Genomic DNA, 15,894 nt, shown 5'->3' on the forward strand with positions numbered 1-15,894 from the left:
GAATCGGCAGTTTTCCGCGTTGTTCAGAGGGGGTGCTGCCACCTTCATGCTTTTGTTATGTGCGCCAGGGTGGTGTTTTCTTGGCAAAGAACGCGTCAATCCCGGCTTGCGCTTCCTCTGTTTCCCAACGGTCCGCCAGCTTGCCCACGGTGTAGTTGATCTGGCCTTCCGCTGGCATGCGGGCGAGGGCGCAGCACAGTGCCTTGGCATCGGCCACTGCACCGGGGGCACAGCTTAGGTAGCTTTGAGCTTCCTCCTGCACGACGGTGTCCAGCGCATCCGCACCGGTCACCAGCGAGACCAGGCCGAGGTCTTTTGCCCGCTCGGGCCCAAAGGCCTTTGCACTCATGAACACCTGACGCGCGTTGCCTTCGCCCATGCGGCGCACAACGTAGGGACCAATCGTTGCGGGGATCAGGCCGAGACGGGTTTCCGTGAGCGCGAATTTGGTGCCATGGCTGGCAACAACAAGGTCGCAAATGCTCATCAACCCCACGCCGCCGCCATAGGCCGGGCCATGGACACGGGCGATCATCGGTTTTCCGAGTGCGTCCAGCCGCTTCAGCATGCCTGCAAGGCGCTGCGCTTCCTCAATCTTGCCAGCACGGTCCTTTTCGGCCTGCGCCTGCATCCAGGTGAGATCGCCGCCAGCGCAAAAGGTCTTGCCCTTGGCTGCGAGAATGACAACGCGGGTGCTGTCATCTGTCTCCAGCTCATCTGCGGCGTGCACCAGCTCGTCCATCATTTGCGCGCTCATGGCGTTGTGCTTGTCCTCGCGGGCGAGCCAAAGGGTGGTGATGCCGTTGTCAGCGCGTTCAATTTCCAGAGTTTCAAAGCTCATGCTGCTGCCTCTTTAAGCCCCATGATGAAGGCCGCTGCTTTCTGGCAGGCTGTCATGTCCAGCCCGGTATGAAGACCGAGTTCATGCAGGCGTGCCGCAACTTCAATGGTGTTCACGTTGCCTTTGGCACCCGGGGCATAGGGACAGCCCCCAAGGCCGCCAATGGCCGCATCAAAGGTTCTAAGGCCAAGTTCAAGGCTTGCCTCAATGTTGGAAACGGCCCTGTCGCCGGTGTCATGGTAGTGGCCAGCCAGTCGGTCCGCAGGCACTTCCTGAAGCACAGCCTTGAGCATGGCGCGGATGGTTTTTGGTGTTCCTGCGCCAATGGTGTCGCCCAGCGAGATCTCATAGCACCCCATCTCGATCATGCGCTTGGCAACGGAGGCCACCATGGCCGGGTCCGTGTCGCCGTCATAGGGGCAGCGGATCACACAGGAAACATAGCCGCGTACAGGAATGCCATCGCTCTTGGCTTGCTCGATGATCGGTGCGAAGCGCTCAAAGCTCTCTGCGACGGAGCAGTTGATGTTGGCCTGCGAGAAGCCTTCGGAGGCCGAGCCGAATACGGCGACTTCATCGGCCTTGGCTTCCCGTGCCCGGTCGTAGCCCTTCAGATTGGGGGTCAAGGCGGTGTATTTTACACCCGGTTTTCGGGTGATGCCTGCAAGCACTTGCGCGGCGTCGGCCATCTGCGGCACCCATTTGGGAGAGACGAAACTGGTTGCCTCAATCTTTGTAAAGCCACAGCCAGAAAGCTGGTCAATAAGCGCGATCTTGGCCGGTGTGCTGATCAGGACTTTTTCGTTTTGCAGGCCATCGCGCGGCCCCATCTCGAACAAGGTTACATGGTCGCTCATGGGGCCTCCTCCATGGCCATTTGGCGCAGTTCCCGGCGGATGACCTTGCCTGTTGTGGTCATGGGCAGGGCGTCCACGAACTCCACCTCCCGTGGGTATTCGTGGGCGGCCAGCCTCTCCTTCACGAACAGCGCAAGCTCGTCAGCCAGCTCCTTGCTGGGCTCAATGCCTTGGCGCAGCACAACATAGGCCTTCACGATTTCCGTGCGTGTGGCGTCCGGCTTGCCAATAACGCCCACCATGGCGACGGCGTCGTGCTTTAACAGGCAGTCCTCAATCTCACCCGGTCCAATGCGGTAACCGGAGGAGGTGATGACATCATCGTCCCGGCCAACGAAGCGGATCCAGTCTTCCGCGTCCATCACGCCCTGATCGCCTGTCATCAGGAAGCCGTTGATCACCTTCTTTGCGGTTGCCTCCGGGTTGCGCCAGTATTCCAGGAACATAACCGGGTTTGGGGTGCGAATGCCGATGTTTCCCTGCATGCCCCGCGGCAGCTCCACGCCGTTGTCTTCAACGATGCGCACATCAAAGCCCGGTACGGCCTTGCCCATGATGCCGGGTCGTGGGTCCATCATCTGGCTGCATGTTGCCACCACGAGATTGCACTCGGTCTGGCCGTAGAACTCGTTGATGGTGATGCCGAAGGTCTTGCGGCCCCAGTCCAGCAGCTCCGCGCCAAGGGCTTCACCGCCACTGCCAATGGTGCGCAAGCTGTAGTTCCAGCGATCCTGCGGGTTGTCCACGGTCCGCATCATCTTGAGAGCGGTTGGCGGGATGAAGGCGTTGCGGATCTTTTGATCCTGCATCAGCTGAAACGCGGCCTCGCCCGTAAACTTGCGGAACCGGCATGCCACCACAGGAACTCCGTGGTGGAGCGATGGCATGATCGCGTCCATGAGGCCGCCAATCCATGCCCAGTCCGCAGGTGTCCAGAACCGGTCACCTTCCTGCGGGAACAGGTCATGGGGAAACTCAACTCCCGGCAGATGGCCAAGCAACACCCGGTGGGCATGCAGGGCACCTTTGGGCTGGCCTGTGGTGCCGGAGGTGTACACGATCATGGCGGGGTCATCCGCCCGCGTCTTTACTGGCTCGAACTCGGTAGAGTGCCCTTGTGTCAGGGCGTGATAATCCTCCGCCCCATGCAACGCGCCATCGATGCACAGCACCACCTTAAGGTGCGGCAGGCGGCTGCGCAGATGCTGGAGTTTTTCGGCACCCATGGCGTTGGTGATAATGGCCTTGGCCTCGGAATTGTTGAGGCGGTACTCCAGCGCTTCCTCACCAAACAGGGTGAACAGGGGGATGGAAATGGCCCCCATTTTGTGAATGGCGATGTGACCAAAGGCGGTTTCGGGTGCTTGTGGCAGCAGGATGCCAACCCGATCGCCGCGAGCCACTCCACGGCTGGCAAGCAGGTTGGCAAGCTGATTGGACTTCTCTTTGAGATCTCCAAAGGTGTAGTGGCTGACTGCGCCGTCTTCGCGCACAAACACCAGCGCCTCGCGGTTCGGTTCCTTGTCCGCCCACTTGTCGCTGATATCAACCCCGATGTTGAAGAACTCTGGCACCTTCCATTCGAAGGCCGCTCGAAGGCCTTCGTAGGAGCGAATTTGCGGCAACATGATTACGCTTCCTCCTCAAGAGCAATCAGGAGAGCACCATCTTCCACTTGGTCGCCCACCGCCACCATCACTTCTTGCACCACACCATCTCGTGGGGCTTTCAGGCTGTGTTCCATCTTCATGGCTTCGGTCACCACCAGAACGTCGCCTTCGCGCACGGCTTGGCCCGCTTTGCAATGCACAGCGCGCACCTGCCCCGGAACGGGCGAAATGATGGCGCTGCCTGCATCCGCCTGTTCCTCGTCTTCGCTCAAGTGGTCAGGCAGGTGGAATGTCCAGCACTGGCCCTCCATGAAAAGCGTGAGTGTGGTTGGAGTTCTGGCAAAATGGCAGCAGCGCTGCGCCCCGCCGATGCTCACGCGGATCTCGTCACCCTCACGGCGAAGGATCTTGAAGGACAGGCCGGTGTCGCCCACGGTGGCGGACAAGCTGCCGTCCTGATGCGAGGCGATTGCAACTTCCGTCAAGGCCTCGCGGTAGCGCAGGTGAGCAAACTGGCGGGCAGAGCTCCACAGGCGCCAACCAGCCAGCGTTTCCCATGGGCTTGTGCCATAACCGGCATCGTGGGCAAGGCCCAGATCAATGGCAGCGGCGATGGCATACACCTCCGCTGTGGGTTCCGGGACGCGGGTCAAGCTTTCCAGCTCGCGGTCGATGAGCAGGGTATCCATCTCACCGCGCGCAAACCCCTCATGGTTCGCCAGTGCGTGCAGAAAGGTGATGTTGGTGGTTGCGCCAACGGCCCGGCTCTTTTCCAGCGCCTGGCTCAGTTTGCTCAGTGCCTCGCTACGGTTTTCGCCATGAACGATCACCTTGGCGATCATCGGGTCATAAAACGGCGTGATGGTATCCCCCTTGCGCACGCCGCTGTCGATGCGGGCAAAGTGCTGGGGCAAGCGCAGCTCGTTCAAGGTGCCGGTGGCAGGCAGGAACCCGGCCTCCGCGTCTTCGGCATAGATTCGTGCTTCAAAAGCGTGGCCGTTGATGCTCAGCTCTTCCTGTCGCTTTGGCAGAGGAGCGCCAGCCGCGACCCGAAGTTGCCAGTGCACCAGATCTTCGCCGGTAATGGCTTCCGTTACCGGGTGTTCCACCTGTAGCCGGGTATTCATCTCCATGAACCAGAACCGGTCGGGCCTCAGCCCCTCCGACCCATCCACAATGAACTCGACTGTGCCCGCACCTTCATAGCCAACGGCCAGAGCGGCTTTCACCGCTGCCTCACCCATGGCGGCACGCATTTCCTCGCTCATGCCGGGGGCAGGGGCTTCCTCAATCACCTTTTGGTGTCGGCGCTGCAATGAGCAGTCACGCTCAAACAGGTGGACGGCGTTGCCGTGGCTGTCGGCAAACACCTGCACTTCGATGTGCCGGGGAGACTGGATGTACTTTTCGATCAAAACACGAGGGTCGCCAAAGCTGGATTGACCTTCGCGCTGGGCACCTTCCAAGGCGCTGAGAAAATCTTCGGAGGCATCAACCCGGCGCATGCCCTTGCCGCCGCCACCTGCGCGGGCCTTGATGAGCACTGGATAGCCCATTTGGTCGGCTTGAGTTTTCAGGAACGCCGCATCTTGGTTTTCGCCGTGGTAACCGGGCACCACGGGCACGCCGGAATGTTCCATCAGTTGCTTTGCAGCATCCTTGAGGCCCATGGCGCGGATTGCACTGGCAGGCGGGCCAATGAACACAAGGCCCGCTGCTTCAACGGCCTCAACAAACTCCGGGTTTTCCGAAAGAAAACCATAGCCGGGGTGAATTGCTTGCGCGCCCGCCTTCTTGGCCGCCGCCAGAATGGCGTCCTTGTTCAGGTAGCTCTCGTTCACCGGTGCCGGGCCAATCAGGTAGGCCTCGTCGGCTTCCTCAACATGAAGCGCGTTGCGGTCTGCTTCCGAGTACACAGCAACCACCTTGATGCCGAGGCTCTTGGCTGTTCTGGCCACACGAACGGCGATCTCACCGCGGTTTGCAATCAGGATTTTCTTGAACATGATTCCCGCGCCCCCTTACATGCGGAAGATGCCGAACGGCGTGTCTTCGATTGGTGCGTTGAGCGATGCAGCCAGCGACAGGGCCAGTACATCTCGGGTCTTGCGCGGGTCGATGATGCCATCGTCCCACAAACGCGCAGAGGCGTAGAGCGGGTGTCCCTGTTCCTCGAACTGGTCAATGATGGGCTGCTTGAAGGTCTCTTCATCTTCTGCCGACCACGTGCCGCCCTTGCGCTCAATGCCTTCGCGGCGCACGGTGGCCAGAACGCCCGCGGCCTGTGGTCCGCCCATCACAGAGATGCGGGAGTTCGGCCACGTCCACAGGAAGCGGGGAGAATAGGCCCGGCCGCACATGCCATAGTTGCCAGCGCCAAAGGAGCCGCCAATCAGCACGGTGAACTTGGGCACCTTGGCGCAGGCTACAGCCGTCACCAACTTGGCGCCGTCTTTGGCAATGCCGCCGCTCTCGTACTTCTGGCCCACCATGAAGCCGGTGATGTTTTGCAGGAACACCAGCGGGATCTTGCGTTGGCAGCACAGCTCCACAAAGTGTGCGCCCTTGAGAGAGCTTTCTGAGAAAAGAATGCCGTTATTGGCGATAATGCCAACGGGCATGCCATGAATGTGGGCAAAGCCTGTCACCAGCGTGGTGCCATAGCGGGCTTTGAACTCGTCGAACCGGGAGCCATCGACCACACGGGCGATCACCTCGCGCACGTCAAACGGCGTTTTCAGATCTGCGGGCACGATGCCAAGGATTTCCGAGGGGTCGTAGAGCGGGTCTTCCTGCTCCTGCAGGCGAAGTTGGTTCGGCCGCATGGCATTGAGATTGGACACTGCTTGCCGCGCCAATGCCAGTGCGTGCGCGTCATCCCGCGCCAGATAGTCAGCCACGCCGGAAAGGCGGGTGTGTACGTCACCGCCGCCCAAATCCTCCGCGCTCACCACTTCACCTGTCGCCGCTTTGACCAGTGGCGGACCGGCGAGAAAAATAGTGCCTTGTTCTTTCACGATGATTGTTACATCGCTCATGGCCGGCACATACGCGCCGCCTGCGGTACACGACCCCATCACCACGGCGATCTGCGGAATGCCTTTTGCAGACATGTTGGCCTGATTGAAGAAGATCCGGCCGAAATGGTCCCGGTCTGGAAACACCTCATCCTGCTGGGGCAGGTTGGCGCCTCCTGAGTCCACCAGATAAATGCAGGGCAGGTTGTTCTGCTCGGCAATTTCCTGGGCGCGCAGGTGTTTTTTCACCGACATTGGGTAGTAGGTGCCACCCTTTACGGTGGCGTCATTTGCAACAATCATGCAATCGATACCGTTAACGCGGCCAACGCCAGTGATCACCCCGGCGGAGGGCGCTGCGCCCTCATACATGCCGTGGGCGGCAAACTGGCCGACCTCCAAAAACGGTGATCCGGGATCGATCAGCCGTGCCACCCGTTCGCGGGGGAGGATTTTCCCACGGGCCACATGGCGTTCTCTCGGGCCTTCGCCGCCACCAGCCAAAGCGGTGCGGCTGGCAGCGCGAATGGTTTCCATCACTGCCAGATGGGCCGCCTCGTTACTCTGAAAACTCTCGGAGCGTGGAGAAATCTTGGAGGTCAGCACAGACATCAGGCGGTTTCCTTGAACAGCTCGCGGCCAATCAACATGCGGCGCACCTCAGAAGTGCCTGCGCCAATCTCATAGAGCTTGGCATCGCGCAGGATGCGGCTCGTGGGATATTCGTTGATGTAGCCGTTGCCACCCAGAGTCTGGATTGCCTCAAGAGCAAGCTGTGTTGCTTTTTCGGCAGAGTAGAGGATGCAGCCGGCGGCGTCCTTGCGGGTGGTTTCGCCCCGGTCGCAGGCTGCGGCCACGGCGTACACATAGGCACGGCAGGCATTCATGGTGGTGTACATGTCGGCGATCTTGCCCTGCATCAGCTGGAACTCGCCAATGGCTTTGCCAAACTGCTTGCGCTCGTGGATGTACGGCACCACCACGTCCATGGCCGCCGCCATCAAACCCAATGGCCCGCCGGAAAGCACCACGCGCTCATAATCGAGGCCGGACATGAGCACCTTCACGCCGCCGCCTTCTTCGCCCAGAATGTTCTCAAAGGGCACTTCGCAGTCTTCAAACACCAGTTCACAGGTGTTGGAGCCGCGCATTCCCATCTTGTCCAGCTTCTGTGCCGTGCTGAAACCCGCCATGCCCTTTTCAATGAGGAAAGCCGTAATGCCGCGTGGGCCAGCTTCCGGGTCTGTCTTGGCGTAGACCACGAGCGTTTCTGCATCCGGGCCGTTGGTGATCCACATCTTGTTGCCGTTCAGCACGAAGCGGTCGTTCCGCTTTTCAGCGCGCAGCTTCATGGAAACAACGTCAGACCCGGCGCCGGGTTCGGACATGGCAAGCGCGCCCACATGATCGCCCGAGCACAGTTTGGGCAGGTATTTGGTTTTCTGCTCATGCGTGCCGTGCCGGTTGATCTGGTTCACACACAGGTTTGAGTGCGCGCCGTAGGAAAGACCGATGGAACCGGAAGCGCGGGAAATCTCTTCCATGGCGACAACATGTGCCAGATAGCCCATGCCGCTGCCGCCGTAGTCGGGATCCGCGGTTACACCCAGCAGACCAAGCTCGCCCAGTTGGGGCCACAGGTCCGCGGCAAAGGTGTTGGTTTCGTCAATCTCGGCAGCACGTGGGGCCAGTTTTTCCTGAGACCACTTGTGCACCATGTCGCGCAGGGCGTCGATTTCTTCACCGAGCCCGAAGTTCATCACTGCTGAAAACATCAGATATCCTCCTCATCAGATGTTTCGCCGGGCACTCCCACATGCCAGCATCATCTGTGCAGACCGCTTTAATTAAACGAACGTACGTTTGATTAATAACAGCTGCCTTGGTATTATTCAATCACACATTAGACGAAAACACGTAGGCGGCAACGAGAAGGCATCAGCGTGGCACGCACAAAGGGCTCTGTTGGAGCAACAACACAAAAAGCAATCCTGGATGCGGCCAAAACCCTCATCGTCAAGCATGGGTTTGAAGCCATGACCCTGCGCCAGCTCGCAGCGGAAGTGGGCGTTCAGCCAGCCTCCATCTATCGCTACATTGACAGCAAGGATGCGCTTCTTGCCGCCCTTATGAGCACACACATGGATGCGCTGATCTGTGCGTGGGAGGCGTTGGAGGACAAGGGCGAAACCCCGGATGAGCAGCTCGAGGCGTTTGTGGCCTTTCACATTCGCTATCATGTGGAACGGCGGGAGGATGTGTTCATCGCCAATATGGAGCTGCGCTCGCTCGGGGAGGCGGCGCGGGCCGATGTTGTTGCCAAACGCCGTGCCTATGAGCTGAACCTTTGGCGCATTCTGGAAGAGGGCGTGAAGGCGGGAGACTTCCCGGAAACCGATCTTGAAGTGGCGACCTATGCCATTCTTGCCATGCTGACAGGCGTTTGTTTTTGGTACCGGCCGGATGGTCGCCTCTCTATTGAACAGATCATCGCCGTTCACCAAGGGCTTGTCATGCGCGGCGTTGTCAGCGGTGCTTTGCAGACGGCTTGACCCTCCATGGGCATCACAGGTGCTTGGCCGGACAAGTCTCTACCCGTTCGGTCAGGATCATGGCCTTTGTAGGGAGCGGTTTAGCGTGACCCTGCGCAATATTGTGATCTTCTCATCGGATAAATGAAGATAAAATTTCACGTACTGCGTTGACAGAGGTGGCATTGTGCCGCCATCGTCATATCCCTGATATTTTAAGTGAATGACCGCCTTGTAGAAAAGACCGACGCAGAATCGGCGAGCAAGGCAATCCGGGCGGGGCAGGACATGAGATTATTTTCGTATCGGAACAGACCGGTGCATCTGGGGCCGTATCCATTGGAACGGCTGAAGCGGGCTGAGGGGCAGGTGAATCTCGATCGCGTGCCGCCCATGACGCCCCTTGTCTATTCCGATCCTGAAAACCCGGAGATCTTGTCCAACGCCATGGCCTCGTTCAGCGCTGTGCTGGATGCCATTCGCGACGGGTCGCACAATGGGGTCATCTCCGAAATCCCGTCGGACCCGCAGGAGAGGGCCAACCACCTCAAGGCGGCTGGGTACTACTTCGATGCCTCCATGGTGGGTGTGGCGCGGCTCTCGCAGGAGCACTTTTTGAGTAAGCCTCTGCGCAACCCTGACCTTGATAAGCTTTCCAAAGACCTGCAGAGCTTTCAGCCCAAGTCGCTTGCTTCCGGCATTGATGTGGTGATGGCAGATGTGCGCGACAGCGCTGCTGCCGTGCCCGGTCCTGTGCCGCATCATGAGTATGCCCTCGTGTTTTTGATGGAGCATCCACGGGAGCCAGAGCTCACTGAACCGGGCGGCGAATGGATTGCCGGGGCAACGGCGCAGCGCAGTGCCATTCGTGTGGCCGAAACCGCTGTTGTGCTTGCAAGCTACATCCGGCTACTGGGCTTTGAGGCCCGCGCCCACACCCCCACCAGCTCGGACGTGGACCTGAACCGCCTTGCTGTTTCCTGCGGGCTGGCAGAAGTGGTGCCCGGCGGCGTCCGCAGCCTGCTCTCCAACCCCTATGTGGGCTCTGGCTTCACCTTGGCTGCCATCACCACCACTCTTGCCCTTGCGCCTGACCGTCCGCTTGCCCCCCGTTCACTGTTAGATCAATGGAGCTCTCACGGTCCGGCGTGGCAGCTTGGCATGGGCACTTACAAGTCCGCCTTTAATGCAAAGCCCTATGAGAAGCGCCAGTACCACATGGGCGCTTATCCGTTTGAAAAGATCAAACGACGGGATGAGCCCACCACCTTCATTGATGAACCGCGTGTCCCCCGCGTTCCCAAACGCACCGACATGTTTGCCCGTGCCCTGTTTGGTGACATGGGCAAACCCATGCAGGAAGCTGCGAAGAACGGCGGTTATCTTTCCAAGAACCCGATGGGTTACTGTGCCCGCCGTGCTCTCGGCGCGCTCATTCTGCTGCAGGATGGAGAAACCGCCCCTGAAATCGCCGAGACCGCGCGGGATTGGGACCGAAACGCGGCCAACGTGAAGGCCGCGCTGTACTTCCTCGGGGCGGATGCAGTGGGGCTGTCCCGGTGTCCGGATTATGCATACTACTCACATGATGCCCGTGGTGAGGAGATCACGCCGTACCACAAGAACGCCATTTCCATTCTGGTGGATCAGGGGCATGAAACCATGGAGGGCGCTTCCGGGGATGACTGGATTTCCGGTGCCCAGTCCATGCGGGCGTATCTGCGCACTTCCATCATTGGCGGCATCGTTGCGGAACAAATCCGCCGCATGGGCTATTCTGCCCGCTGTCACTCCGTGGTGGATGGGGAGGTGCTGCAGCCGCCGCTTCTGCTGCTCTCCGGTCTTGGGGAGGTGAGCCGCATTGGCGAGGTGATCCTGAACCCATATCTGGGGCCGCGTCTCAAGTCCGGCGTTGTCACCACAGACATGCCTTTCACCTATGACAAGCCCATTGATTTTGGCCTGCAGACATTTTGCGAGAACTGCAACAAATGCGCCCGTGAGTGCCCTTCGGGGGCCATCACCGCTGGGCCGAAACGCATGTTCAATGGCTATGAGATCTGGAAGTCGGACTCGGAAAAATGCGCTCGTTACCGAGTGTCCCAGCCCGCGGGGTCGTTGTGTGGACGTTGCATGAAGACCTGCCCGTGGAACCTTGAGGGCATCTTTTCGGAGAGCCCGTTCCGCTGGACCGCCATGAATGTCCCTTCCGCTGCCAGGCTTCTGTCCAAGGTGGATGACTGGCTTGGCAATGGGTCCATCAATCCCGTCAAGAAATGGTGGTGGGATTTGGTCTGCGGGCCTGAGGGCAACTATGTACAGGCGGCGCAGACAAATGCACGCGGCCTGCAAACAGAACTGAACTTGCGCTACGAAGACCAAACCCTCGCTGTCTATCCCGCAAACCTTGCGCCGCACCCGTGGCCGTTCCCGTTCATGATGGACCGAGAAGCGGGCATCAAGGCTTATCAGGAGATGATTTCCGCCAAGGAATACAAGGCCCGTCTTGCCCGCGGCGAGACCCAGAACCTCGCACCCACCTACCAGGTCTCTGGCAGCGCAGCGCCGGTGCTGGCGGTTACGGTGTCCAATGTGGAGTTCATGGTCGATGATGTGGTGCGCTATGAGCTGTCCCACGCAGATGGCCAGCCGCTGCCGCCGTTCGATGCGGGCGCGCATATTGATGTGGTGGTCGCCCCGGAGTTTTTGCGTCAGTACAGTCTGGCAGGAGACCCGGCCGATAGAAGCAAATATGTCATTGGTGTTCTGAGAGAGGACAAGGGGCGCGGCGGGTCAAAGCTCATGCACCGCATCTTCAGCCCAGGCCGAAAGGTTTTCATATCCAAGCCCATCAATCATTTTCCCTTGCATGAAGAGGCCAGCCTCACCTTGCTTTTCGGCGGCGGCATTGGGGTGACGCCCATGATCGCCATGGCGCATCGGCTGCATGCGTTGGGCAAGTCCTTCGAGTTGCACTATTCCATGCGGACGCGCACAGGGGCTGGTTTCATTGAGGAGCTTCAGAAGGTGCCGTGGGCTGAAAGCGTCAGTCTGCATGTGTCTGCAGAAGGCACACGGGCCGATCTTGATGCCCTCATCAATTGCTATCAGGATGGGGCGCATCTTTACACCTGCGGGCCAGACGCCTACATGGCCTCGGTTCTGGAAGCTGCGGCGCGTTGGAACTGGCCGGATGAGGCTGTGCACCGGGAATATTTTTCCGTGCCGGATCAAGGGGCCTACGAAAACCATCCCTTCCTCATTCGCCTCAAGAACAGTGGGCAGCAATTTGAAGTACCAGCAGATCGGTCCGCAGCCGACGTGTTGAACGAAAACGGCATCGCCATTCCCACCAAGTGTTCCGATGGGATCTGTGGTGTTTGCGCCGCCACCTATTCGAAAGGGGAGGTGGAGCACCGTGACTTTGTGCTCAGCCAGAAGGAGCGTGAGGGCAAGGTGGTGTTGTGCTGCTCGCGCGCGGCGGCAGAAAACGGCGTCTTGGAGCTGGAGCTGTAGCGCTGCCAGTTCCTAGTGGCAGCGGGCGACCCACTCTTTGGTGCGTTCATTGAAATCTGTGCAATGGCGCAGCAACTGTTCAAAGCCGTGGCCAAGAGAGAACAGCCGTTTCACGGTGGCGCTCGGGAAGGTGCGGGTGCCACCTTCATTGCGCAGGTCATCAAAGGCTTCGTTGAAATTGTCTATGGCCAGTTCCACTGGGGTGATGCTTGGGGCTGGGGCGTTCCCTTCTATGGCGAGCCCGCTTTCGTGGAAGAATTCCTCCGTGACCGCCGCAATCCGGTTTAGCGCAGGGCCTAGCCGCATGGCGATGGATGTGGGCAGTGGCTCGTGGGTGGCTTGCTGAATGATCACCAGATCGTGGCGCAGTCGCATGATGGTTCGAAACACTGGTGCCGGATCGTAATCGATGGCGCGGTAAAGTTTGCGCTCTTGCATGGCTTCTGCTGCAATGCCGGTGAACTTGTCAAGGTGCTGTTGCAGCGCGGCTTCCAACGGCTCACTCTGGCTGGCGCTGCGGGTGCCAAGACAGGATGCCACGTAAATGGACATGAGTTCTCCCATCAGCTGCAAGGCATTGTTGGTGGCATTGCCCATCTGCTGGCGGGAGCGCACGGGCAGCACAATCAACGAGGTGATGAGGCCGACGAGGCAGCCTATGCCGATTTCGAACAAGCGAATTGCGGCAGATTCAACCGGGTCTACCGTTGTTCCGGTTGGGGCCATCAACACAATGATTGCTGTGATCGGTGCAACCCTCAGGCCGGGACGCATGGCAGTGAGAAAGGCAAGCGGGCCGATCGCCATCACCAACGCCTCACCGAGGCCAATGGCATCCGTGTGCGGCACAAACGCGCCAATGGCTCCGCCCCAGATTGCGCCGGCTACAGTGCCGATAAACCGATCACCGGAGGCTTTGATGGAGCCGCCCACGCTGCCTTGCGTTACGATCAGCGCCGTGAGAACCGCCCATTGCGGCTGGGGGATGCCGATCAGCCGCGTCACCACGTAGGTTGCAACCACAGACATGAGAAGGCGCGCTGCCAGAAAAAGCTGGCTGCGATGGCGAATGATCCAGTTTTGTTTTGGCTGTTCGGCGATCATATGGGGGCCGTTTGGCTGCCGGGCACGGTTTGGTGGAGGTTGGCCCGTGATTTATGTTGGCGGTTTTCAAGCTCACCCCTTTCTCAGGGGCATCTATTCATAGATGGAGGCGCTTGGTTTTTGAATCTCTAAAACCGCAGAGCAGACCTGCCTGTCCTGCCTTCGCCCACCTGAGGAATGGTGGCTAACCGCCCACCTTTCAGGGGGGCAACCCCGAGTGATATCGGAGCGCCGCCCGACCCATTTCACTTGCTGGCCTATGCCTGGCTCACCGCAAGCTTACAGCTCGTCCGCTCCGCTTGTTTAGCGGGGCTTTTGCTCAATCTGCACCCTTTGCCGTCTCTGTAAGGCCCGTGATCACATCGTCATCCCGGGCTTTGCTTGTTCCGCCGCCTTTCTCGGTTGTCATCCCGGGCTTGACCCGGGATCCAGTTGAGCGGCTCGCTAGGCGCGGGCGGTGGTTAGCCAGTGTATTCAGGAGCGTTTGCTGACTTTACTCTTGTCCGGACTTGCACCGTTTGGGATGTTTTGCCTGTCCGCTCTACTGAGTGGCCTATTGGATGTCATGTGCGATTTTTTTAAATGACGCTCTGTTCAGCTCATGGGAGCCACTGCTCTTGGTCAGCTTTGCCTCTTCCTATTCTGCTTCCGCCTCCGCCCCGTCTCTCGTTTGTCATCCCGGCACCGCAGGTTCGTTCTTTTTGCGCTGGATACCGGATCTGTGTCTCGCTGCGCTCGCCCTGTCCGGCATGACGGTTGTGAGTTGGCTCGCTCCGCATCACTATTCCGATGGTCCTTCGTCCGCTTCATCTATTAGCTGTCATCCTCCCGCCACCGCCCCATCTTTCGGCTGTCATCCCGGGCTTGACCCGGGATCCAGTTGTGCGGTTCGGCAGGAGGGGGCGGTTGTTGGTTAGAGGCATTACGCTTGCTGGTTTGTCATTTGCCCGGCCTCGCGGAGGCGGTTTGCGTGCTGATCTTCCGCCCGCGGATTGCGTGCTTTCCTTCTGCTTGCCCGTCGTCCCTGATCACGCGGCGGCTGTCATGTGCGGATGTTTTAAATGACGCTCCGTTCAGATCTTGGAAGCCACTCCTCTTGGTCAGCACTGCCTCTTCCTATTCTGCGTCCGCCTCCGCCCCGTCTCTCGTTGGTCATCCCGGTACCGCAGTTGCTTTTTGTTTTGGGCTGGATACCGGATCTGCGGCTTGCTGCGCTCACCTTGTCCGGCATGACGGTGGTAGGGTGGGTTCTTGGGCCGCGGTTTTCCATTGAGACGCCTTGTGGTCCTCTGCGCAGCCGCTTTGACGCCCTTCGCTCAACCGCCCTGTTGACTACTGTCCTCACGCTTGCGGCCCGCCTTGTTACATCGTGCGCCGACTGCTTAAACGCGGGCCCGCTGCTTGGCTGACTGCAGGCTTAGTGCCCGCACACCCCACGGAGTGGCCTGTTGGATGTCATGTGCGGATGTTTTAAATAACGCTTTGTTCAAGTGCTGGGGGCATTCTTCGTTAGCACGTCGGGGGCCTTACTCTGCTCCCTTCGCCTCACCCTCACGGCGGTCCTTCCACCTGCGCCTTACTCTCTTGCCTGTCATCCCGGGCTTGACCCGGGATCCAGATGTGCGGTTAGGCAGGAGGGGGCGGTGGTTGGTTGGAGGCTTAGCGCTGGCTGGTTGAGCGTTTGCTGACTTTACTCTTGTCCGGGCCAGCGCCGAGCGGTTTGCGTACCGCGCGTCAGCTAGTCGCGAACCGAATGGTTAGAAATGCCGTTGGGGCCACGTCGCCATAGCCAGCGGCCTTCGTTTCTCCGCTCCGCAGCTGCTTGTTGGTTTTGCGCTGGATACCGGATCGGCGCCTCGCTCCGCTCGTCTTGTCCGGCATGACGGTGGTGGGGGTGATCGGATACCTGTTTGTCATGGCCTTCGCCTACTCGCCACCTTTGAGCGGACCTCCCCGCGACTTCACATAGTCTCTAACGTAGGTCGTCGCGGTCACCCTACTTCTGCCTGACACTCCGTTGGTCACCCCACCTCTGCCGCCCCATCTCCCGGCTGTCATCCCGGCCTTGACCCGGGATCCAGATGTGCTGATCGGCAGGAGAGGGTGGTTTTTGTTTTTTGCGCTGGATACCAGATCTGCGGCTCGCTGTGCTCGCCTTCTCCGGCATGACAGGGGGGGGGACGGCGATTTGAGTGTTGGCCTTGTGGGCTTGGGTGTTTATCCCGTGTGCTGTTGAAATTAGGGCTTTGTTAATTTGGCTGCAAAAGGGGCGGATTTCTGCGGTTTGCGGGGTGAGGTGCGGTGGTTTGCCGGCTGGGTGATTTGCTGAGGTGCTGTGGGGACTTGAGGTTTTTCCCGGCTGTGATGACTTTTTTTCAAAACGGCTGTTGACGGGATCGGTGGCTGGGCCTATAACCC

Annotated in this window: 11 protein-coding genes; 3 read left to right on the top strand and 8 right to left on the bottom strand. The window is 59.5% G+C overall.

Annotated features, from left to right (window positions below; translation table 11 throughout):
- Positions 1–55: 55 nt before the first annotated feature.
- From Q3Y58_RS18450 to Q3Y58_RS18475, 6 genes are read right to left on the bottom strand one after another with little or no spacing between them, the layout of a single operon-like run.
- On the bottom strand, positions 56–841 hold the full coding sequence (locus Q3Y58_RS18450; protein WP_319623281.1) for a crotonase/enoyl-CoA hydratase family protein: 786 nt from the start codon (positions 839–841) through the stop codon (positions 56–58).
- Complete coding sequence (locus Q3Y58_RS18455) at positions 838–1,698, bottom strand: hydroxymethylglutaryl-CoA lyase (protein WP_319623282.1); 861 nt, start codon at positions 1,696–1,698, stop codon at positions 838–840. Before Q3Y58_RS18455 ends, Q3Y58_RS18450 begins: the two co-directional genes overlap by 4 nt.
- Positions 1,695–3,326 carry an acyl-CoA synthetase gene (locus tag Q3Y58_RS18460; protein WP_319623283.1) on the bottom strand — a complete coding sequence of 544 codons (1,632 nt, stop codon included), beginning with the start codon at positions 3,324–3,326 and terminating at the stop codon, positions 1,695–1,697. The genes Q3Y58_RS18455 and Q3Y58_RS18460 overlap by 4 nt, the downstream gene beginning before the upstream one ends.
- A 2-nt stretch (positions 3,327–3,328) precedes the next feature.
- Positions 3,329–5,314: an acetyl/propionyl/methylcrotonyl-CoA carboxylase subunit alpha gene (locus tag Q3Y58_RS18465; protein ID WP_319623284.1), complete on the bottom strand. Its 1,986-nt coding sequence runs from the start codon at positions 5,312–5,314 to the stop codon at positions 3,329–3,331.
- Positions 5,315–5,329: 15 nt separating this feature from the next.
- Positions 5,330–6,937, bottom strand: a complete 1,608-nt coding sequence (locus Q3Y58_RS18470) for a carboxyl transferase domain-containing protein (RefSeq protein ID WP_319623285.1) — start codon at positions 6,935–6,937, stop codon at positions 5,330–5,332.
- Entirely contained in the window at positions 6,937–8,100 is a 1,164-nt protein-coding gene (locus tag Q3Y58_RS18475) for an isovaleryl-CoA dehydrogenase (protein WP_319623286.1), read from the bottom strand. Before Q3Y58_RS18475 ends, Q3Y58_RS18470 begins: the two co-directional genes overlap by 1 nt.
- A gap of 168 nt (positions 8,101–8,268) precedes the next feature.
- Here Q3Y58_RS18475 and Q3Y58_RS18480 point away from each other — a divergent pair, with 168 nt between their 5' ends.
- Positions 8,269–8,877: a TetR/AcrR family transcriptional regulator gene (locus tag Q3Y58_RS18480; RefSeq protein WP_319623287.1), complete on the top strand. Its 609-nt coding sequence runs from the start codon at positions 8,269–8,271 to the stop codon at positions 8,875–8,877.
- Positions 8,878–9,144: 267 nt separating this feature from the next.
- A complete protein-coding gene (locus tag Q3Y58_RS18485; RefSeq protein WP_319623288.1) occupies positions 9,145–12,372 on the top strand; it encodes a 2Fe-2S iron-sulfur cluster-binding protein in 3,228 nt (1,075 codons plus the stop codon).
- Between the two features lie 12 nt (positions 12,373–12,384).
- Here Q3Y58_RS18485 and Q3Y58_RS18490 read toward each other — a convergent pair whose 3' ends face one another.
- Positions 12,385–13,476 (bottom strand): FUSC family protein, encoded by a 1,092-nt coding sequence (locus Q3Y58_RS18490; RefSeq protein ID WP_319623289.1) that lies wholly within the window; start codon positions 13,474–13,476, stop codon positions 12,385–12,387.
- A 1,061-nt stretch (positions 13,477–14,537) separates the two neighbouring features.
- On the opposite strand from Q3Y58_RS18490, the gene Q3Y58_RS18495 reads away from it, so the two are divergent.
- A complete protein-coding gene (locus Q3Y58_RS18495) occupies positions 14,538–14,885 on the top strand; it encodes a hypothetical protein (RefSeq protein WP_319623290.1) in 348 nt (115 codons plus the stop codon).
- Positions 14,886–15,210: 325 nt separating this feature from the next.
- On the opposite strand, the gene Q3Y58_RS18500 is transcribed toward Q3Y58_RS18495, so the two are convergent.
- Positions 15,211–15,393 (bottom strand): hypothetical protein, encoded by a 183-nt coding sequence (locus Q3Y58_RS18500; protein ID WP_319623291.1) that lies wholly within the window; start codon positions 15,391–15,393, stop codon positions 15,211–15,213.
- Between the last annotated feature and the right edge of the window lie 501 nt (positions 15,394–15,894).

The sequence above is a fragment of the Nesiotobacter zosterae genome, from assembly GCF_033843645.1.
GTDB lineage: Bacteria > Pseudomonadota > Alphaproteobacteria > Rhizobiales > Stappiaceae > Pseudovibrio > Pseudovibrio zosterae.

Excerpts from the sequence above, each read along its gene's own strand:
- Q3Y58_RS18470 (WP_319623285.1), bottom strand. The coding sequence starts at position 6,937 with ATGTCTGTGCTGACCTCCAAGATTTCTCCACGCTCCGAGAGTTTTCAG.
- Q3Y58_RS18485 (WP_319623288.1), top strand. The coding sequence starts at position 9,145 with ATGAGATTATTTTCGTATCGGAACAGACCGGTGCATCTGGGGCCGTAT.
- Q3Y58_RS18460 (WP_319623283.1), bottom strand. The coding sequence starts at position 3,326 with ATGTTGCCGCAAATTCGCTCCTACGAAGGCCTTCGAGCGGCCTTCGAA.
- Q3Y58_RS18495 (WP_319623290.1), top strand. The coding sequence starts at position 14,538 with ATGACGCTCCGTTCAGATCTTGGAAGCCACTCCTCTTGGTCAGCACTG.
- Q3Y58_RS18455 (WP_319623282.1), bottom strand. The coding sequence starts at position 1,698 with ATGAGCGACCATGTAACCTTGTTCGAGATGGGGCCGCGCGATGGCCTG.
- Q3Y58_RS18490 (WP_319623289.1), bottom strand. The coding sequence starts at position 13,476 with ATGATCGCCGAACAGCCAAAACAAAACTGGATCATTCGCCATCGCAGC.
- Q3Y58_RS18500 (WP_319623291.1), bottom strand. The coding sequence starts at position 15,393 with ATGACAAACAGGTATCCGATCACCCCCACCACCGTCATGCCGGACAAG.
- Q3Y58_RS18475 (WP_319623286.1), bottom strand. The coding sequence starts at position 8,100 with ATGTTTTCAGCAGTGATGAACTTCGGGCTCGGTGAAGAAATCGACGCC.
- Q3Y58_RS18465 (WP_319623284.1), bottom strand. The coding sequence starts at position 5,314 with ATGTTCAAGAAAATCCTGATTGCAAACCGCGGTGAGATCGCCGTTCGT.
- Q3Y58_RS18450 (WP_319623281.1), bottom strand. The coding sequence starts at position 841 with ATGAGCTTTGAAACTCTGGAAATTGAACGCGCTGACAACGGCATCACC.